Below are 20,272 nucleotides of genomic sequence, written 5' to 3' on the forward strand. Positions count from 1 at the left end.
CAAAGCCGAAATATTTGTCTTATTATCGCTATCTTTGCAAACATGGATTTTCTGGCTCAATACAATCTGACAGGATTGGTAATCGGCGTCGCCACGTTTTTGATTATCGGTCTGTTCCATCCTTTGGTCATCAAGGGCGAATATCATTTCGGCGTGCGGTGCTGGTGGGTGTTTCTCGTCATGGGGGCGGCGGCCGTTGCAGCTTCCGTCGCCGTGCGCCATATTTTGTGGTCTACCCTGCTGGCCGTGTGGGGCGCGTCGTCGTTCTGGTCGATCGGCGAGCTGTTTGAGCAGCGCAGGCGGGTCGCCAAAGGGTGGTTTCCCAAAAAGGAAAGGCGGAGCGAATGAAACGGCTGACGGGCTATTTCCTGCTGCTTTGGCTGGCAGGCTGCGATTTCGTTCCGGCGCCTGCCCCGAACCCGGAGCCGGAACCGGAGCGTCCGGTGACGGTCCGGCTGCTCTTCACGGGCGACGTCATGCAGCATCTGCCGCAGGTCGCGGCGGCCCGGCGGGAAACGGGCTTCGACTATACGGAAACTTTTGCGGCTGTGCGGCCCTGGTTCCGGGCGGCCGATTTGACGGTGGTCAACCTGGAAACCACCCTCACCCGCTCCTCGCACTACACGGGCTATCCGAGGTTCCGTTCGCCCGTGGCGTTGGCCGATGCGCTGGCCGACGCAGGGGTGGACGTTGCCACGTTGGCCAACAATCATTGTTGCGACGGCGATGCGGTGGGCATCCGGACGACCGTCGAGGAACTGAACCGCTGCGGCATCCGTCACACCGGAACTTTCGCGGACAGCCTGGACCGTGCGGCCAATCATCCGCTGCATCTTGTTTGCCGCGGGGTCCGTTTCGCCCTGCTGAACTACACCTACGGCACCAATGGGCTGCCCGTCCCGAAAGGCACGGCGGTCAACCGCATAGATACGCTGCGCATGGCGGCGGATTTGGGGGCGATTGGTCGCGACAGCGTCGACTGCGTGGTGGTCTGCGTCCATTGGGGGAACGAGTATCAGCGCCATGAAAATGCGGCGCAGCGGCAGCTGGCCGGGTTTCTCAGACGCCACGGGGCCGATATTGTCGTGGGGCATCATCCCCATGTCATCCAGCCTTACGAAGCCGATTCGGCGCATGTGGTGCTCTATTCGCTCGGCAATTTCGTTTCCAATCAGCAGCGGCGTTACTGCGACGGCGGGCTGATGGCCGAAATCGACGCTACGCGCCACCCGGGCGGCCGCATGACCTATGCCCTGCGTGTCGTTCCCGTGTGGGTCGCCGTACCCGGTTTCCGCGTTCTGCCGCCCGAGGCCGCCGACACCCTGTCCCTGCCCTTTCAGTACCGGCGTTTCCGGGCCGATACGGACGCATTGCTCGGAACGGTTCTATAAGTGCACCGAACGGGCCGGAGCGGCGGGTTTGCTGCGGATTTTGCAGCGGGAGCAGAACCAAAAGCAAACCATCATGGAAAAAAGCATCAAGGGTACCCGCACCGAGCAGAATCTGCTGAAAGCCTTTGCGGGCGAGAGCCAGGCACGGAGCCGCTACACGTTCTTTGCGAGCAAGGCCAAGAAAGAGGGATACGAGCAGGTGGCCGCGGTTTTTCTGGAGACGGCCGACCAGGAGAAGGAACACGCCAAGCGCTTCTTCAAGTTTCTGGAGGGCGGCGACGTCGAAATTACGGCGGCTTACCCCGCCGGACCCATCGGAACCACGCAGGAGAATCTGCTGGCCGCGGCCCACGGCGAGCGTGAGGAGTGGGACGTTCTGTACCGCGATTTTTGCCGCATCGCCGAGGAAGAGGGTTTCCCGGAAGTGGCCACGGCGTTCCGCATGATTTCGACCGTCGAAGCGCATCACGAGGAACGCTACCTCAAGCTGCTGAGCCGCTTTTCGGACGGCGACTTCTTCAGGCGCGACGGCAAAATATGGTGGCAGTGCCGCAACTGCGGGTATGTCTGCGAGGCTTCCCAGGCACCGGGGATATGCCCTGCCTGCCAGCATCCGCAGGCCTATTTCGAGCCGAAGAAAGAGAACTATTAGCGTATTTAGCGCCCGACGAATGCCGGCACGAAATCCAACGGGGTTTTGTGCCGTGCTTTTTTATATGGGCTCGCTCCGGGATGCAGCTGGCTTAGTCGGGTGCCGTGAGTCTGCGGTCTGCCGCTCCGAATCGGCGTTTTTCTGCGCCGGGATTTTCCTGCGTGGCATTTTATTGCTATCTTTGTAGAAGATAAACTTCGCCTCGGCAATGCTCAAATAAATTTGGCATTGCTCTCGACTTGTGCTATCTTTGACACCGTCTTAGATACTTGTACATTATTTCCGCAAAATTAGATATGGCAGACGAAAAAATCATCTTCTCGATGGTGGGTGTCTCGAAGACCTTCACCAATCAGAAAAAGGTGCTCAACAACATCTACCTCTCGTTTTTCTACGGCGCCAAGATAGGCATCATCGGTCTGAACGGCTCGGGCAAGTCGACCCTGATGAAGATCATCGCCGGCATCGACAAGAATTTCCAGGGCGAAGTCGTCTTCTCGCCCGGCTATTCGGTCGGCTACCTGGAGCAGGAGCCGAAGCTCGACCCCGAAAAGACGGTCCGCGAGGTCGTCGAGGAGGGCTGCGCCGAGACGGTGGCCCTGCTGAAAGAGTACGAGGAAATCAACATGAAGTTGTGCGAACCCATGTCCGACGACGAAATGGCCCGCATGATCGAGCGGCAGGGCGAGCTCTACGAGAAAATCGACCACGCCAACGGCTGGGAGCTGGACAGCATATTGGAGCGTGCGATGGATGCCCTGCGGTGTCCCGAGGCCGACCAGAAGGTTGCGGTCCTTTCGGGCGGCGAGCGGCGCCGCGTGGCTTTGTGCCGCCTGCTGTTGCAGCAGCCCGATGTCCTCCTCCTGGACGAGCCCACCAACCACCTCGACGCCGAATCCATCGACTGGCTCGAACAGCATCTCCAGCAGTATAAGGGCACGGTCATCGCCGTGACCCACGACCGCTATTTCCTCGACAACGTGGCCGGGTGGATTCTCGAACTCGACCGCGGCGAGGGCATTCCGTGGAAAGGCAACTATTCGGGCTGGCTCGAACAGAAAACCGCCCGCATGGCCATGGAGGAGAAGCAGGAATCCAAGCGCCGCAAGACCCTCGAACGCGAGCTGGAGTGGGTGCGCATGTCCCCCTCGGGGCGTCATGCCAAGTCCAAGGCGCGTCTGTCGGCCTACGACAAGATGATGAACGAGGATACGAAGCAAAAGGAAGAGAAGCTCGAAATCTTCATTCCGAACGGTCCGCGTCTGGGCGACGTCGTCATCGAGGCGCAGGGCGTCACGAAGGCTTTCGGCGACCGCGTTCTCTACGAAAATCTGAATTTCTCGCTGCCGCCTGCGGGTATCGTGGGCGTCATCGGTCCCAACGGTACGGGCAAGACCACCCTTTTCCGGATGATTATGGGGCTCGAACAGCCTACCGAGGGTTCGTTCCGCGTAGGTCCTACGGTCAAGCTGGCCTACGTCGACCAGCAGCACAAGTCCATCGACCCCGAAAAGTCGGTCTACGAGGTGGTGTCGGGCGGTGCCGACCTCATCATGCTGGGCAACCGGCAGGTCAATGCACGCGCCTACATCGCCCGGTTCAACTTCACGGGCGCCGACCAGGAGAAGAAGTGCGGCGTGCTGTCGGGCGGTGAGCGCAACCGCCTGCATCTGGCGCTGGTACTCAAGGAGGAAGGCAACGTGCTGCTGCTCGACGAGCCGACCAACGACATCGACGTCAATACGCTGCGGGCGCTTGAGGAGGGTCTGGAGAACTTCGCCGGGTGCGCCGTCGTCATTTCGCACGACCGCTGGTTCCTCGACCGCATCGCAACGCACATCCTTTCGTTCGAGGGCGATTCGCAGGTGGTTTTCTACGAGGGTTCGTACAGCGAGTACGAAGCGTGGAAGCGTGCGCAGGGCGGCGATACGGAGCCCCACCGCGTGAAATACCGCAAACTGATCGAAAACTGATAAGGTGCCTCAGCCGCATTTTGACTTTTAATAACCCCTGCGGGGTTTTTGACTTTGCTTGCGCTCGGCATAGCCTGCAAGCAGTCTCTGCCCTCGCTTAATCGCAAAGTTTACTTTCTACTTTTCACCTTGTAAAAATGCAGAAACCTTCGATTCCCAAGGGTACGCGCGACTTCTCCCCGGTGGAGATGATGCGCCGCAACTATATCTTCGACACCATCAGGGGCGTTTTCCGGCTCTACGGCTTCGCGCCGCTCGAAACCCCCTCGATGGAGAACCTTTCGACCCTCTTGGGCAAGTACGGCGACGAGGGCGACAAGCTCCTTTTCAAGATTCTCAATTCGGGCGATTATGCCGCCGGGCTCTCCGACGGCGAGGTGCGCCAGGCGTCGAAAATCTGCGAAAAGGGCCTCCGCTACGACCTGACCGTGCCTTTCGCCCGTTACGTCGTGCAGCATCAGGGCGAGCTGGCGTTCCCGTTCAAGCGCTACCAGGTCCAGCCCGTGTGGCGGGCCGACCGTCCGCAGAAAGGGCGTTACCGCGAATTCTACCAGTGCGACGTCGACGTCATCGGCACCCGCTCGCTTTTGTGCGAGGTCGAGCTGATCGAAATCGTCGACCGGGTGTTCCGGGCGCTGGGCATCCGCGTGGCGCTCAAGATGAACAACCGCAAAATCCTTTACGGCATCGCCGAGACCATCGGGCATGCCGACAAGATGACCGACATAACGGTGGCCATCGACAAGTTGGAGAAAATCGGGCTCGACAACGTCAAGGCCGAACTGCTCGAACGCGGACTGGAGCCGGAGGCGGTCGCGAAACTTCAGCCGATACTTGAGCTCGCAGGCGATAACCGCCAGAAGCTGGATGCGTTGCGTGCCGTAATCGGCGCTTCCGAAACCGGGCTGAAAGGCATCGAGGAGATGGAAACCGTCTTCGGCTATGCCGAACGGCTCGGGCTCGGCTTGCAGGTCGACCTCGACCTTTCGCTGGCCCGCGGGCTGAACTATTATACGGGGGCCATCTTCGAGGTCAAGGCGCTCGACTTCGCCATCGGGTCGATTTGCGGCGGCGGCCGTTATGACGACCTCACGGGCATCTTCGGCATGCCCAACATGTCGGGCGTCGGCATTTCGTTCGGCGCCGACCGCATCTACGATGTCATGACCGGGCTGAACCTCTTTCCGGAGGAGGTCAACAGCTCCACGCGGGTGCTGTTCGTCAACCTCGGTGCCGAGGAGGAAGCCGCGTCGCTCGGTTTGCTGCGTGCGCTGCGCGATGCGGGTGTTCCCGCCGAAATCTACCCCGAAGCGGGCAAGATGAAGAAGCAGATGGAGTACGCCAACCGCCGGGGCGTTCCTTACGTGGCCATCGTCGGTTCGCAGGAGCTCGAAGCGCAGGTCGTGACGCTCAAGGAGATGCGTTCGGGCGAGCAGCGGCAGGTGGCCTTTGCTGACCTTGCGTGCAGCTTGAAATAAAACCGGATAGAATTCCATGCGCCAGCTCTTTCTATTGCTTGCATCCGTGCTCCTTTCGGGAGCCGGATTGCTGGCGCACGGTGAACCTCCGGCCGCTAAGCAAGAGACGGACGAGTTGCAGAAGTTCTTTCAAATTTACCGTTATCTGAACCGTTTCTATGTCGACGAGGTGGACGCCGGGCCCTTGATCGAGGGGGCTGTCGAAGGCATGCTCGAACGGCTCGATCCCCATTCGGCTTATATTAGCGCCGACGAAATGCAATCCGTCGATGCGAGCTTCGACGGCGGGTTCAGCGGCATCGGGGTCGAATTCAACATTTTGCGCGATACGGTCATCGTGGTCAATACCATCGTCGGCGGTCCGGCCGAGCGGGTCGGTGTGCTGCCCAACGACCGGATTGTGCGTATCGACACGCTCGACGCCGTGGGGCTGACGCGTTCCGACGTGCCCCGATACCTGCGCGGCAAGCGCGGTTCGCGGGTGGCGGTCGACGTCGTGCGGCACGGAGAGCCCGCGCCGCTTCATTTCGTCATCGAGCGCGACCGGATTCCGCTGAACACTATCGACGCGGCCTACAAGGTCGACGACGGAACCGGTTATATCAAGGTCAACCGTTTCGGCCGCACGACCATGAACGAATTCCGCGAAGCCTACGCCAAGCTGGGCAGGCCCCGGCAATTGTTGCTCGACTTGCGCGGCAACGGCGGCGGTCTGCTGGAACAGGCGGTCGAAATGGCCGGATTTTTCCTGCCCCGCGGTGCCGTCATCGTCTCGACCGAGGGCCGGGCCGTGGCGGAACGAAGCTATTCGGCGCCCGCCGACGGCGAGGGGCTGGACTGCAAGTTGGCCGTGCTGATTGACGAGCGGTCGGCGTCTGCGTCGGAAATCGTCGCGGGCGCCGTGCAGGACTGGGACCGCGGCGTGGTCGTCGGGCGTCCGAGCTTCGGCAAGGGGCTGGTCCAGCGGCAGGTGAGGCTCGACGACGGTTCGGCCGTGCGGGTGACCGTGGCGCGCTATCATACCCCGTCCGGGCGGATGATTCAGCGTCCCTATCAGAACGGACAGCGCCGCCGATACTATATGGACCATCTGCGCCGCTACGACGATGCCGTGCGCGATTCGCTCGACGCCGGAACGCCGGTTTTCCGCACCCTGCGTACGGGGCGTCCGGTCCACGGGGGCGGCGGCATCCGGCCCGACCTGCTGGCCGAAGCGGATACGACGGGCTATTCGGCTTATTATGGCGCTTTGGTCCGGCGGGGCGTATTCAGCGATTTTGCGGTCGCTTACCTCGAAAAGGAGCGGTCGCGGCTCGAAAAGGAATACCCTGCGGAGGAGCTGTTCCTCGAAAACTATTGTCCCGACGATGCTTTGCTCCGTGGACTGGCGGCCGCCGGAGAAGAACGGGGCGTGCCGTTCGACGAAGCGGGCTTCGCTGCGTCGGCCGCCCGGATGCGGGTGCAGCTCAAGGCGCTGACTGCGCAGCGTCTGTTCGGAACCGGAGCCTACTATCGGGTCGTCAACGGGGCGGCGGCGGACCACAGCGCTTATGCGCAGGCATTGGAGTTGCTCCGGCATTGGGAGGAGCTCGCTGTGCCGATATTGGAAGAAAACGATTAAAACATAACGGATGAAATTTCTGCTATTGTGGCTCAAGGGCTGTGCCATGGGTACGGCCGACGTGGTGCCGGGCGTTTCGGGCGGCACCATCGCCTTTATTTCGGGTATCTACGAAGAACTCATCGAATCCATCCGCCGGGCGGACCTGACGGCCCTGCGCCTGCTCGGCCGACTGCGGTTCGGGGAATTCTGGCGCCATGTCAACGGGCGGTTCCTGCTGCCCGTTTTGCTGGGTATCGCTACGGCCGTCTTCTCGCTCGCACGGCTGATGACCTACCTGCTGACGAACCACCCGGTGGCCGTGTGGTCGTTCTTCTTCGGGCTGATTGTCGCTTCGGCGCTGCTCGTGGCCCGGCAGGTCGGGAAATGGGATTGGCGGAGCGCGGCTGCCTTGCTTGCGGGCATAGCCGTGGCGTGGTGGATTACGGTGGCTTCGCCTGCCGAGACGCCCGAGACGTGGTGGTTCATCATGCTGTCGGGGGCCATCGCCATCTGCGCCATGATTCTGCCCGGCATTTCGGGGGCGTTCATTTTGCTGCTGTTGGGCAAGTACCAGTTTATTTTGCAGGCGGTCGGCGAGCTGAATATTCCCGTGCTCGCGCTATTCCTGGCGGGTGCCGTGGCGGGCATCGTTTCGTTCTCGCATCTGCTGTCGTGGCTGCTCCGGCATTGGCACGACGTGACGGTGGCCACGTTGATGGGATTCATGATAGGCTCGCTCAACAAGGTTTGGCCGTGGAAAGAAGTGCTGGAGACTTACACCGACAGCCACGGCAAAATTCAGCCGCTGGTCGAGGCCAATGTATGGCCGGAGCGGTTCGACATGCAGGCCGTGCTGCTGTGCGTGGCGGGCTTCATGGTCATCTACGGAATCGAGCTCGCGGCCCGGGCCATAGTCCGCAAACGGAAGTAAGGCCATGCGGCGCTTCGGACTTATCGGCCGGCCGCTGGGGCATTCGGCATCGGCGGCCTACTTCACGGCGAAATTCGAGCGTGAGGGAATCGCCGACTGCGCCTATGCTCTTTACGAACTGGCGGCGATCGAAGAACTGCCCCGTCTGCTGGAACGGACGCCCGAACTGGAGGGATTCAACGTGACCATCCCCTACAAGCGCGAGGTGATGCGCTATTTGGACGGGCTTTCGTTCGACGCCCGGATGATCGGTGCGGTCAACTGCGTGCGCCGCGAAGCCGACGGGCGGCTGACGGGGCACAATACGGATATTGCGGGGCTGCGTGCGTCGCTCGATGAGCTGTTGGGCGACGACCTGCCCGAACAGGCGCTTGTGCTCGGCACGGGCGGCGCTTCGCAGGCGGTGCAATATGCGCTGGCCGAGCGCAATATCCCCTATGCGCTGGTTTCGCGCGACGCGGCCAAAGGCAACTGCACTTATGATAACCTGCCCTGCGAAGTCGTCGAACAGAGCCGGCTTATTGTCAACGCCACGCCCGTAGGCACCTACCCTGCTGTCGACGATGCCCCGCGCATTCCCTATGCCTATGTGACGCCGGCACACCGGCTGCTCGACCTGGTCTACAATCCGCCGCTGACGCAGTTCCTGGACTACGGCCGGCAGCGCGGCGCCCGGGTCATGAACGGCGAACGCATGTTCCGCGTGCAGGCCGAAGCGGCTTGGGAAATCTGGAATCCGTAAAACGGATACGAAGCGAAAGCCCTGCTCGGAAGCAGGGCTTTTCTTTCAGCGGTGGCGCAGCATGGCGTGCGCCTTGTCGTAGTCTTCCGAGCGGACGACCACCTGTGCGGGCATCGTGCCCACAGGATAGATCGACGACATGTATTCGTTGCGGATCGTCGACCAGATGCCTGCGCTGTCGAGCATCGACTTCGTGATTTCGGCTTCGGTAGAGGTGTTGTACTCCGCCAGTACAACCATCGTTTCGTCTTGCATAGGACTTGGGTTCGGTTGGTTGTATAAAATTAAGCATTTTGTTGATAAATTGCAAGAGCCTTGCCAAGGAATTCCGCATAAATAGCGTTATATTTGCCGTAGCGGAAAAGTTCCCTCCGGCGAACCGGCCGGCGGCGGATTTCTCCGCGGTCATTTAATCGTCTGTTTCCATGTCCGAATTCGTCCATCTGCACGTCCATACCCAGTATTCGATACTCGACGGTCAGGCCAGTATTCCCAAGCTGGTCGACAAGGCGATGGCCGACGGACAGCCCGGCATCGCCGTGACAGACCACGGCAATATGTTCGGCATCAAGGAATTCTTCAACTACGTTCAGAAGCAGAATCACAAGAAGCACGACCGCATCAAGAATCTGAAGAAGGCGCTCGCCGCGCTCGAAGAGTTGCTCGGCAAGGTGCCGGACCTTCAGATTTACGTGGCCGAGCAGCGCGACACGCTGGTGCTTATGGAGCGGCGGAAGAACGATTCGCCCGAGGATGCCGAGAAGTACGCCAAGGCCAAGGCCCATGTCGACCAGCTCGACATCATGCACAAGGAGTTCGGCTACGCCCCTGCCGTCGGCCGCGAGAAAATCGCCGCGTTGGAGGCGCAGCCCGATTTCAAGCCCATCATCGGCTGCGAAGTCTACGTTGCCCGGCGGCGTTTGCAGGACAAGGAGGGCAAGCCCGACCAGAGCGGTTACCACCTCATCCTGCTTGCCAAGAACCTCAAGGGTTATCACAACCTCACCAAAATCGTCTCCAGGGCATGGACCGACGGTTTCTACATGCGTCCGCGTACCGACCGGACCGAAATCGAGAAGTACCACGAGGGGCTTATCTGCTGTTCGGCCTGCCTGGCCGGCGAGGTGCCGCGCGCCATTACGGCGGGCGACCTGGAAAAGGCCGAGGAATCCATCCGTTGGCACAAGAGCGTTTTCGGCGACGATTATTATCTGGAATTGCAGCTCCATAAGGCCACTGTCGAGCGGGCCAACCACGAGGCCTACCCCATGCAGCTGGAGGTCAACAAACAGCTGCGCGAGCTGGCCAAGAAGCACGGTGTGCGGATGGTCTGCACCAACGACGTCCATTTCGTCGACGAGGACAACGCCGAGGCGCACGACCGGTTGATCTGCCTTTCGACCGGCAAGGACCTCGACGACCCCAAGCGCATGCTTTACTCCAAGCAGGAGTGGCTGAAGACCACGGCCGAGATGGCTGCCATCTTCGGCGAGAGCGACCCCGAAGCGATGGCTACTACGGTCGACATCTGCAATCAGGTCGAATCCTACTCCATCGACCACGCCCCCATCATGCCGACTTTCGAGATTCCGGCCGAGTTCGGGACCGAGGAGGAGTACCGTGCCCGCATCACCGAGCAGGAGCTCTTCGACGAGTTCACGCGCGACGAAAACGGGCAGGTCGTCATGAGCGAGGAGGAGGGGCGCAAGAAAATCGAGAAGCTGGGCGGCTACGACAAGCTCTACCGCATCAAGTTCGAGGCCGACTACTTGGCCAAGCTCACCATGGACGGCGCCCGCAAGCGTTACGGCGAAAATCTGTCGGACGAGGTCCAGGACCGCCTGCGTTTCGAGCTGCACATCATGAAAACGATGGGTTTCCCGGGCTACTTCCTCATCGTGCAGGACTTCATCCGCGCCGCCCGCGAGGAGCTCGACGTCTCGGTGGGTCCGGGCCGTGGTTCGGCGGCCGGTTCGGCGGTGGCCTATTGCCTGGGCATCACCCAAATCGACCCCATCGCCTACGACCTGCTGTTCGAGCGCTTTCTGAATCCCGACCGTATTTCGCTGCCCGATATTGACGTGGACTTCGATGACGACGGCCGCGGCCGCGTGCTCAATTGGGTGACGCAGAAATACGGCAAGGAGAAAGTGGCCCATATCATCACCTACGGCACGATGGCCACCAAGTTGGCTATCAAGGACGTGGCGCGCGTGCAGAAATTGGTGCTCTCCGAATCGGACCGTCTCTGCAAGCTGGTGCCCGACCGGATTCCCGACAAGAAGCTCAACTTGCAGAACGCCATCGACTATGTGCCCGAACTCAAGCAGGCCGAGCAGTCGGACAATCCCATTCTGAGCGATACGATCCGTTACGCCAAGATGCTGGAAGGCAACGTCCGCAATACGGGCGTGCACGCCTGCGGCACCATCATCTGCCGCGACGACATCACGGACTGGGTGCCCGTCGCCACGGCCGACGACAAGGAGACGGGCGAGAAGATGCTCGTGACGCAGTACGAGGGTTCGGTCATCGAGGATACCGGGCTTATCAAGATGGACTTCCTCGGGCTCAAGACCCTGTCGATCATCAAGGATGCGGTCGAGAACATCCGGCAGAACAAGGGCATCAAGGTCGACATCGACGATTTTTCGATTATCAACGACCCCGCCACTTACAAGCTCTACGGCGAGGGGCGCACCGTCGGTACGTTCCAGTTCGAGTCTGCCGGCATGCAGAAATACCTGCGCGAGCTGCAGCCCTCGACTTTCGAGGACCTCATCGCCATGAACGCCCTCTATCGGCCCGGGCCGATGGATTACATTCCCGATTTCATCGCCCGCAAGCACGGCCGCAGCCCCATCGTCTACGACATTCCCATCATGGAGAAGTATCTCAAGGATACTTACGGCGTGACGGTCTACCAGGAGCAGGTCATGCTGCTGTCGCGTCTGCTGGCCAACTTCACGCGCGGCGAATCCGACACGCTGCGCAAGGCGATGGGCAAGAAACTCAAGGACAAGCTCGACGCGCTGAAGCCCAAGTTCATCCACGGCGGCCAGAAGAACGGCCACGACCCCAAGGTGCTCGAAAAAATCTGGGGCGACTGGGAGAAGTTCGCTTCCTACGCGTTCAACAAGTCGCATGCCACCTGCTATTCGTGGGTGGCTTACCAGACGGCCTACCTCAAGGCCAATTACCCGTCCGAATACATGGCCGCCGTCTTGAGCCGAAACCTCACGCGCGTGGACCAGCTCACCATCTACATGAACGAGTGCAAGCGCATGGGCATCAACGTCATGGGGTCGGACATCAACGAATCCATGAAGACCTTTTCGGCCAACGAGGCGGGCGACGTGCGTTTCGGGCTGGCTGCGGTCAAGGGGGTCGGCGAGGCGGCCGCCGACAGCATCATCGAGGAGCGGACCCGGAACGGCAAGTTCAAGGACATCTACGATTTCATGGAGCGTGTCAATTATGCCGTCGTCAACCGCAAGTGTCTCGAAAACCTCGCCTATGCCGGGGCTTTCGATTCGATTGCCACGTTCCACCGCGGCAAGTTCTTCGGCGCCGACCTGCGGGATTCGAGCGGCGCCACCTTCATGGAGCAGCTTATACGCTATGGGCTGCGTTACCAGGCCGAGAAGAACAACGCCCAGCAAAGCCTTTTCGGCGGAGGCGGGCAGGTCGACATCCAGCCGCCCGTCATTCCGGCCTGCGCCGATTGGAGCCAGCTGGAAACCCTCTCCAAGGAGCGCGAAATGATGGGGCTTTACCTCTCGGCCCACCCGCTCGACGACTACAAGGTCATCATCGACCACATGTGCAAGACCCAGCTTTCCGATTTGGAGAACCTCGATTCCATGCGCGGGCAGGAGATAGCCGTGGCCGGCATGGTCGTCGGCGTGCAGAACCTGATGACCAAGACCGGGAAGCCGTGGGGCAAGTTCACGCTCGAAGATTACAACGGCACGCACGAGTTCGCGCTGTTCGGCAAGGATTATGAAAACTTCCGCAAGTACCTTTTCGCCGATTACTTCCTTTTTGTGCGCGGCAAGGTGCAGCCCCGGCTCTACAACGACAAGGAGTTGGAGTTCAAGATTATTTCGATGGTCCAGTTGCAGGAGCTGCGCGATACGATGATTAAGGAGCTGAGCGTGCAGCTGCCCGTCGGCGACGTCACCCGGCAGCTGGTCGAGGAGCTGACCGAGAAGGTCCGCGAGTCGAAAGGCGACACCGTTTTCCGAATCAGCCTGTTCGACCCCGCGAACAACGTTTCCAGCCGTTTCTTCTCCAAAAGCCATAAGGTCAGCCTTTCTTCGTCGTTGATTAATTATCTGGACGAAAACAACATACGTTATTCGATTTCATAAAACACTTCAATTTCATATCACTATGGCATTAGCAATCAGCAAGGAGAATTTCCAGGAAATTCTCGCTCAGGACAAGCCCGTCGTCATCGACTTCTGGGCTGAGTGGTGCGGCCCCTGCCGCATGGTCGCCCCCATCGTCGACGAGCTCGCCGCCGAGTTCGAGGGCAAGGTACTCATCGGCAAGTGCGACGTCGAGGACAACGACGAAATCACGATGAAATACGGCGTGCGCAACATCCCCACCATCGTCTTCATCAAGGGCGGCGAGGTCGTCGACAAGCAGGTCGGTGCCGTCTCGAAAGACGTGTTGAAAGCCAAAATCGAAAATCTGCTGTAGGCGATGATTCGCTGTGTCGATTTCCACGGCTTGCAGGCCGTGGAGTTTTCCAAGGGCGATTATACGGCTTTGCTCGTCCCGTCGGTTGGCGCCAACCTCGTGCGGTTGGCCAATACTCGGTTGGGCGCTGAGATTCTGCGCACTCCCGCGGCCGACGAGGCGGAGACCTTCTTGGGCCGTCCGCAGGTCTTCGGCCTGCCGGTTCTCTTTCCGCCCAACCGCATCGAGGACGGCCGCTATACTTTCGACGGGCGTACTTACCAGTACCCGATTACCATCGAGAAGGAGCACAACTACCACCACGGCATTCTCAAAAGCCAGCCGTTCGCGGTTTCCAAGGCCGTGGAGACGGACGGCGAGGTGCTGATCGAGTGCCGCTACTATTCCAATGCGGCCAACGACGCGATTTTCAGGGATTTTCCCCATGAGTTCAAGTGCAAGATCACCTATCGGCTTTCGGCCGGCGGGTTGGAGCAGGAGGTCATGCTGGCCAACCGCAGCCGCACGCCGATGCCCGTGGGGGTGGGATTCCATACCCCCATGCGCATTCCGTTCGCCGGCGGTACGGATGCCGATTACGTCATGCGGGTCGCAGTTGGCGAGCAGGTTGAACTGAGCGGGCGCAATCTTCCCACAGGCAGGAAGTTGCCTTTGTCGGAGCAGTTCGCCAAGTTGCGCGACGGAGGGTTGCAGGTGACCGGGTGCGGGCCCATCGAAGCCGGGTTCACGCTCCGCGAAATCGACGTCGACGGCAAGCCGTTCCGCGGTGCGCTGGTCGAGAATCTGCGGACGGGCATCCGCACGTTCTACGAGGTCGACAAGCAGACGACCTATTGGACCGTTTGGAACAACGGCGGGCAGGTGCCTTATTGTTGTCCCGAACCGCAGTCGTGGACTACCAACGCGCCCAATGCCGCCGACCCCGCCGCTGCCGGATTCCAGGCCGTCGCTCCCGGCGACAAATGGCGCATGAAATTCCGGCTTTACGCCCGGTAGCTGCGGGAATATTTCTTGGAAAAGCGGACCGACACCCTTTGTCGTCCGCTTTTTTTGCAGCGGTTTGTCAGTCCCGGACTGCCAAAATGGCAGAAAAAAGGGGCTGGCACACCCTTTGTGCTTCTTGCGCGCAGACGAACAATGCAAATAACAACGATAAAACTATGAAAAACGGAAAAATCGGAGTTACGACGGAGAACATCTTCCCCGTGATTAAGAAGTTCCTTTACTCAGACCACGAAATCTTTCTGCGCGAGCTGATTTCCAATGCGGTGGACGCCACCCAAAAGCTCAAGACCCTTTCTTCCATCGGTGAGGTGAAGGGCGAGTTGGGCGACCTCTCCGTGCGCGTCGCCGCCGACAAGGAGCATAAGACGCTCACCGTCACCGACCGCGGCATCGGCATGACGGCCGACGAGGTCGACAAGTACATCAACCAGATTGCGTTCTCGGGTGCCGAGGAGTTCATGGCCAAATACCAGAACCAGGCCATCATCGGCCACTTCGGTCTGGGTTTCTATTCGTCGTTCATGGTCTCCGACAAGGTCGAAATCTTCACCCGCTCCTATCAGGAGGGTGCCAAGGCCGTGCATTGGAGCTGCACCGGAACGCCTGAATTCGAGATGGAGGAGCTCGACGAGGAGCGCGACCGCGGTACGACCATCGTGCTGCACCTCTCCGAGGACGCCCTCGAATATGCCGAGCAGTCGAAAATCGACGACCTGCTGCGCAAGTATTGCCGTTTTCTGCCCGTGCCCATCGTTTCGGGCAAGGTCAAGGAGTGGAAAGACGGCAAATACGTCGACACCGACAAAGACAACGTTATCAACAACGTAGAGCCGCTCTGGACGCGCAAGCCCACCGAAATCACCGAGGAGCAATACAAGGAGTTCTACCGCGAACTCTACCCCATGAGCGACGATCCGCTTTTCTACATCCATCTGAACATCGACTATCCGTTCCACCTGACGGGTATTCTCTATTTCCCCAAGATTCACAACAATTTCGAGATTCAGAAAAACAAGATTCAGCTCTACTCCAACCAAGTCTTCGTCACCGACCAGGTCGAAGGCATCGTGCCGGAGTATCTGACCCTGCTGCACGGCGTCATCGACTCGCCCGACATCCCGCTCAACGTGTCGCGCAGCTATCTTCAGAGCGACGCCAACGTGAAGAAGATTTCGAGCTACATCACCCGCAAGGTCGCCGACCGCTTGCAGGAACTCTTCACCACCATGCGCGCCGACTACGAGGCCAAGTGGGACGATCTGAAGATTTTCATCCAGTACGGCATCCTTACGGACGAGAAGTTCGCCGAGAAAGCCAACGATTTCATGTTGTGGAAGAATGTCGACGGCAAGTACTTCACGGCCAAGGAGTACACCGACCTCGTCAAGGAGAACCAGACCGACAAGAACAAGACGCTCATCTTCCTTTATGTGGACGACCCCGTGGAGAAGCACACGTTCCTCGAAGCGGCCAAAGGCAAGGGCTACGACGTGCTGGAGATGAACGGCCAGCTCGACAACCACTATATCAACTGGTACGAATCCAAGAACCAGGGCACCCGGTTCGTCCGTGTCGACAGCGACGTGGTCGACAAGCTCATTCAGAAAGACGAGCAACTCAAGATGGCGCTGACCGAAGCCCAGCAGGAGATTCTCACCCCGGTCTTCGAGAGCCAGATGCCCGCCGACGGGAAGATTCACTATCAGATTTCGTTCGAGCCCATGTCGCCCGACGAAGCCCCCGTCGTCATCACGCAGAACGAGTTCATGCGCCGCATGAAGGAGATGGCGCAGGTGAGCGGCGGCGGAATGAGCCAGTTCTACGGTCAGATGCCCGACAATTTCACCATCGCGGTCAATGCCAACCACCCTATCGTCATCGACATTTTGGCCGACGTGGAGAAAGCCTACGGCGACAAGCTCAAGAGCATCACCAAGAAAATCGACGCGGCTGTCGGCGAGGAGGCGCGCTTCGACGAAGTGGTCAAAGGCAAGAAGGAGGAGGAGCTTTCGGCCGAGGAGAAGTCCACGCGCGAGGAGCTTTCCAAGAAAATCGTCACCCTGCGCGACGAGCGCAACGAGCGGCTCAAGGAGATCGGCAGCAGCAATCGGCTGGTGCGGCAGATCATCGACCTTGCCTTGCTGACCAACGGCATGCTCAAGGGCAAGAGCCTTACCGATTTCATCCAGCGTTCGATTTCGTTGATCGAGAAGTAGCGCCGGATGCGTCCGAATGGCAACGGGAGCGGAAAAATCCGCTCCCGTTTTTTGTTCGTAAGTTCGGCAGGCCCGCTTATTCCTGCTTGCCGAGCACTTCGAGGAACCACTCGGGGCAGCGGCAGGGACGGCGGGTGTCGCTGTGGATGAATCCTAGCTGCGTCATGCCCGTGTTGAGCAGGTCGCCGCGTTCGTTGTAGATTTCGTAGTGGAACGTGATGCGGGCCGCGGGCAGTTCTTTGAGCATGATGCGCACCGTCAGCAGTTCGTCGTAGTAGGCCGGACGCAGGTATTTGGACTGCACTTCCAGGATGGGCATCATGATGCCGCGGCGTTCGACCTCCGCAAACGGCAGTCCCAGCGCGCGCATCCATTCGCTGCGGGCCGCTTCGTAGTAGCAGATATAGTTCGAGTGGTGGCAGATGCTCATTTGGTCGGTGTGCTTGTACCACACGCGAATCCGGCAGTCGAAAGATTTCATGATGTAGAAGATGGATTCTTAATTTTTCATTTTTAATTCTTCATTCTGCGCCCCAGCAGCCGTTCGGCTTCGGCGGTTTTGCCCTCGTCGAGCAGTCGGCGGATGACCGTGGAGCTGACATGTTGTCCGTCGAGCCGGTATTCGCCGACCCGCACTACCCGCAGCAGCCCCGACGCTTCGATTTCGTCGGCTCCGGTTCGGTCGTGGCCGAACCGATGGTTGTAGCCGGCAATCAGCGTTTCGGCGCCTGCCGCACCGCAGATGCAGCGTTCGATAAAGTCGCGTCCCGACAGCGCGGCGAATGCCCGGTCGAACGGGATGACAATCACGTTGTCGACGCCCGATTGTTCCAGCAGACCTATCTTTTCTTCCAAGGTTGTCAGCAGGCGCAGTCCTTCGGCCCGGCCCAGCGCTATGCGTGGGTGCGGCTCGAAAGTCATGACGATGCTTTCGCCGTCGGCGGCCTCAGCTTCCGCTGTCAGCCGTTCGAGCAGCGCCCGGTGGCCGAGGTGCACCCCGTCGAACGAGCCTACCGTCACGGCCGCATGTCTGAAACCCGGCAGCGAACCGAATCCCTCGAAAACGCGCATCGCCTAAGGATTGGAAGCGTCGTTTTCCTTGACCAGGTAGGCCACTTTTTCCAGCAGCGTCGTGATGTCGTAGTTCTCGACCACGATTCCTTGCGGGAAGTTCAGCGGCGTGGAGGTGAAGTTCAGCACCCCCTTGATTCCGGCGTTGATGATGGGCAGCACCAGCTCCGGCGCGACTTTCGTCGGCGACGAGAGGATGACAATCGAAATGTCCTTGTCTTCGACCATCTTCTCGAAAGCGTTCATGTGGTAGCACGGAATGCCGTCGATTTTCTTGCCCACCTTTTCCGGGTCGACGTCGAATGCGGCCGTGATCTTCAGATTCAGCCCCTTGCCGTTGAAGTACTTCGTAATCGCCTGCCCGAGGTGGCCCATGCCCAGTACGGCGATGTTCATCGGCGCCGGGCTGTCGAGGATGTTGCTGATGTAGTCGATGAGCACCTGTACGTCGTAGCCCTTTTTCGTGTCGCTCGAAAAGCCTATCAGCATCAGGTCGCGGCGCACCTGCACGGCCGTGATTCCGTGGATTCCGGCCAATACGTGCGAAAAGATGTGCGTGATGCCCTGCCGGTGGCTGGTCAGCAGCGTGCGGCGGTATTCGCTCAGTCGTTCGATGGTTTTTTCGGGAATCCCGTTGGTCAAAGCTCCCATGCCTTATTCGACGGTTATGGTGAAATCCGATTGGTAGTTCACGCGCATCCAGTTGTTGTTCACGTGGTTCTGGTGCTCCTGCTCCTGCCCGAAGACGTAGGCCGTCTGAAGCGGCCGGTAGCGGCGGCCCTCCATGTCGTATTCGATGTCGCCGAACATGGCCGGGCAGAAAATCATCGCCGTGTCGAATCCCCGGTACGAGTAGAGCGTCGGCAGCGTTCCGAACGCCCGGATGTAGGCGCCGTCGAATGCCCGCACGGCATCCGCATCGCGTTTGGCGTGGTAGGTCGTCAGAAAAATCACCCGGTCCTTGAAGAACATTGCGCGGTCGATGTTGCTGTAACGGTTCCAGCGCGCATTGCCCAGCACGGCAAAGCGGGGTACGATGCGTCCGCGGGTCGTGATGCTCGTGTCGGCCGAGGCCAGCGCCGCCAGAATCCGGTCCACGTCCACTTCGTTGTCGGCCATGATGATGAACAGGTTGTTCTCTTCGTTGTTCAGTAATGGCGTCAGATCGGCCGGGCTGTAGCTGCGGTGTTTGGCGATGTCGTTGGGATGTTCATATTTATAGGTATGCTTCCGGTATTCGCGGTCGCCGAGCAGCGCCAGTATCTCGGCCTCGAATTCATGGTCCGTGTCGGCCGTGTATATCAGCGTGATGCGGCGGCCGTCCAGCGAATCGACTATCTTGTCGTATTTGTGCGCCGGGGCCGGTGCCAGTTGGAACAGCGCATCGCTTCCGAGGTTTTCGATGTGGGCCAGCGGCGATACCACCGGAATCCGCCGCTTTTCGGCAAAGCGGACCACCGCGTGCGTTTCCTCTTCGTAGATGGGGCCTACGATGAGGTCGGACCTGCGGAATTCTTCGCTCTTCATGAATTCCTCCACCTTTTCCTTGTCGCGGCCCGTGTTGAACAGCGTCAGGTCGACAGAATAGCCGTAGCGGGTTTTCACGCTGTCGAGCCCCAGCAGGAAGCCTTGGTAGAATTCCAAGTAGTTGGTGTTGGCTCCGGCGGTTTGCGTCGAGAGCGGCAGCAGCAGGGCCACCTTGAGCGTCTCGGAGGGTTTCAGCGCCCGGAATTCCACTTCGCCGAAAGGTTTCGACTGCTCCAGCGTGTCGGCCGGGACGGGTGTTTCGGGTTCTTCTGCCGGTGTCTCCGGTCGTGCCGGGGCCGGAGCTTCGGCGCTCGGTACCTTTATCATCGCTCCGGCTTTCAGTTCGGAGGGTTTCAGCCCGTCGTTCAGCCGCGAAAGTTCTTCTTCGCTGATGCCGTAGTGGTTCGAGAGCGAGTAGAACGTTTCGCCCTGCCGGACAATGTGGTAGGCGTCGCCCGGGGCGGCTATGCTGTTGAGCGACGAGCGGTATTCTTCCCACTGCGCGCGGCTTCCAGCTTCGTCTTCCGAGCCGATTTTCTTCTTGCGGATCAGTATCCTCTCGCCCGGCCGCAGGCGTATCGGGTCGAGCGACGGGTTGTCCTCGATGATGGTCTGTATCGGGATTTCGTATTCCCGCGAGATCCCATAGAGCGTCTCGCCCTTGGCTACGTAGTGTTTGGTGAAGGTCCGGCGGAGCTTCTTCTCCGGCATCTGTTCGGCCAGCGAGGCCACGTAGGGGATTTTGAGGCTCGTCCCCGCTTTCAGTCCTGCGGCCGTCTCCGGGTTGTTTTCGACGATGACCCGTTCGCCGACCGCATAGGTTTTCGACAGGCCGTAGAGCGTCTCTCCCGCCTGCACGGTGTGGATATAGTATTTTGTGCCGTTGATGCTGACGATGATTCCGGATTTCTCCGCAGCCAGGGCGCAGAGCCCCCATACCGTCAGCAGCACGGCGACGCACAGTCGTTTCATT

The 20,272-nt window shown here is 59.8% G+C and carries 17 protein-coding genes; 12 read left to right on the forward strand and 5 right to left on the reverse strand.

The window, feature by feature from the left end:
- The first annotated feature begins 42 nt into the window (after positions 1-42).
- The 8 genes from NFR47_RS00905 (at position 43) to NFR47_RS00940 (ending at position 8,770) form a co-directional block, all read left to right on the forward strand.
- A complete protein-coding gene (locus tag NFR47_RS00905) occupies positions 43-348 on the forward strand; it encodes a DUF4491 family protein (protein ID WP_251213696.1) in 306 nt (101 codons plus the stop codon).
- Positions 345-1,391: a CapA family protein gene (locus NFR47_RS00910; protein WP_251213697.1), complete on the forward strand. Its 1,047-nt coding sequence runs from the start codon at positions 345-347 to the stop codon at positions 1,389-1,391. The genes NFR47_RS00905 and NFR47_RS00910 overlap by 4 nt, the downstream gene beginning before the upstream one ends.
- A gap of 73 nt (positions 1,392-1,464) precedes the next feature.
- Entirely contained in the window at positions 1,465-2,043 is a 579-nt protein-coding gene (gene rbr / locus NFR47_RS00915; protein ID WP_251213698.1) for a rubrerythrin, read from the forward strand.
- A gap of 296 nt (positions 2,044-2,339) precedes the next feature.
- A complete protein-coding gene (gene ettA / locus NFR47_RS00920) occupies positions 2,340-4,016 on the forward strand; it encodes an energy-dependent translational throttle protein EttA (protein WP_251213699.1) in 1,677 nt (558 codons plus the stop codon).
- A gap of 137 nt (positions 4,017-4,153) precedes the next feature.
- Entirely contained in the window at positions 4,154-5,494 is a 1,341-nt protein-coding gene (hisS, locus tag NFR47_RS00925; RefSeq protein ID WP_251213700.1) for a histidine--tRNA ligase, read from the forward strand.
- Positions 5,495-5,510: 16 nt separating this feature from the next.
- Positions 5,511-7,115 carry a S41 family peptidase gene (locus tag NFR47_RS00930; RefSeq protein WP_251213701.1) on the forward strand — a complete coding sequence of 535 codons (1,605 nt, stop codon included), beginning with the start codon at positions 5,511-5,513 and terminating at the stop codon, positions 7,113-7,115.
- 10 nt (positions 7,116-7,125) lie between these two features.
- Entirely contained in the window at positions 7,126-8,028 is a 903-nt protein-coding gene (locus NFR47_RS00935) for a DUF368 domain-containing protein (protein WP_251213702.1), read from the forward strand.
- A 4-nt stretch (positions 8,029-8,032) separates the two neighbouring features.
- The gene (locus tag NFR47_RS00940; protein ID WP_251213703.1) at positions 8,033-8,770 is read left to right on the forward strand and encodes a shikimate dehydrogenase family protein; all 738 of its coding nucleotides are present in this window, start codon (positions 8,033-8,035) and stop codon (positions 8,768-8,770) included.
- 45 nt (positions 8,771-8,815) lie between these two features.
- On the opposite strand, the gene NFR47_RS00945 is transcribed toward NFR47_RS00940, so the two are convergent.
- A complete protein-coding gene (locus tag NFR47_RS00945; protein ID WP_251213704.1) occupies positions 8,816-9,025 on the reverse strand; it encodes a putative signal transducing protein in 210 nt (69 codons plus the stop codon).
- A 170-nt stretch (positions 9,026-9,195) separates the two neighbouring features.
- Here NFR47_RS00945 and dnaE point away from each other — a divergent pair, with 170 nt between their 5' ends.
- The 4 genes from dnaE (at position 9,196) to htpG (ending at position 16,701) form a co-directional block, all read left to right on the forward strand.
- Positions 9,196-13,143, forward strand: a complete 3,948-nt coding sequence (gene dnaE, locus NFR47_RS00950) for a DNA polymerase III subunit alpha (RefSeq protein WP_251213705.1) — start codon at positions 9,196-9,198, stop codon at positions 13,141-13,143.
- Positions 13,144-13,159: 16 nt separating this feature from the next.
- Positions 13,160-13,480 (forward strand): thioredoxin, encoded by a 321-nt coding sequence (gene trxA / locus NFR47_RS00955; RefSeq protein ID WP_289181939.1) that lies wholly within the window; start codon positions 13,160-13,162, stop codon positions 13,478-13,480.
- A gap of 3 nt (positions 13,481-13,483) precedes the next feature.
- Complete coding sequence (locus NFR47_RS00960; protein WP_251213707.1) at positions 13,484-14,476, forward strand: aldose 1-epimerase; 993 nt, start codon at positions 13,484-13,486, stop codon at positions 14,474-14,476.
- A 164-nt stretch (positions 14,477-14,640) separates the two neighbouring features.
- Entirely contained in the window at positions 14,641-16,701 is a 2,061-nt protein-coding gene (gene htpG / locus NFR47_RS00965; protein ID WP_251213708.1) for a molecular chaperone HtpG, read from the forward strand.
- A gap of 76 nt (positions 16,702-16,777) precedes the next feature.
- Here htpG and NFR47_RS00970 read toward each other — a convergent pair whose 3' ends face one another.
- Genes NFR47_RS00970 through NFR47_RS00985 form a run of 4 tightly spaced genes read right to left on the reverse strand, consistent with a single transcriptional unit; the run spans position 16,778 to position 20,271 of the window.
- Entirely contained in the window at positions 16,778-17,182 is a 405-nt protein-coding gene (locus NFR47_RS00970) for an acyl-CoA thioesterase (protein ID WP_251213709.1), read from the reverse strand.
- A gap of 32 nt (positions 17,183-17,214) precedes the next feature.
- Positions 17,215-17,772 carry an FAD synthetase family protein gene (locus NFR47_RS00975; protein ID WP_251213710.1) on the reverse strand — a complete coding sequence of 186 codons (558 nt, stop codon included), beginning with the start codon at positions 17,770-17,772 and terminating at the stop codon, positions 17,215-17,217.
- Between the two features lie 3 nt (positions 17,773-17,775).
- Positions 17,776-18,423: a redox-sensing transcriptional repressor Rex gene (locus NFR47_RS00980; protein WP_251213711.1), complete on the reverse strand. Its 648-nt coding sequence runs from the start codon at positions 18,421-18,423 to the stop codon at positions 17,776-17,778.
- A 3-nt stretch (positions 18,424-18,426) separates the two neighbouring features.
- A complete protein-coding gene (locus NFR47_RS00985; protein ID WP_251213712.1) occupies positions 18,427-20,271 on the reverse strand; it encodes a LysM peptidoglycan-binding domain-containing protein in 1,845 nt (614 codons plus the stop codon).
- Between the last annotated feature and the right edge of the window lies 1 nt (position 20,272).

The sequence above is a fragment of the Alistipes muris genome, from assembly GCF_943193205.1.
Taxonomy (GTDB): Bacteria; Bacteroidota; Bacteroidia; order Bacteroidales; family Rikenellaceae; genus Alistipes; species Alistipes muris.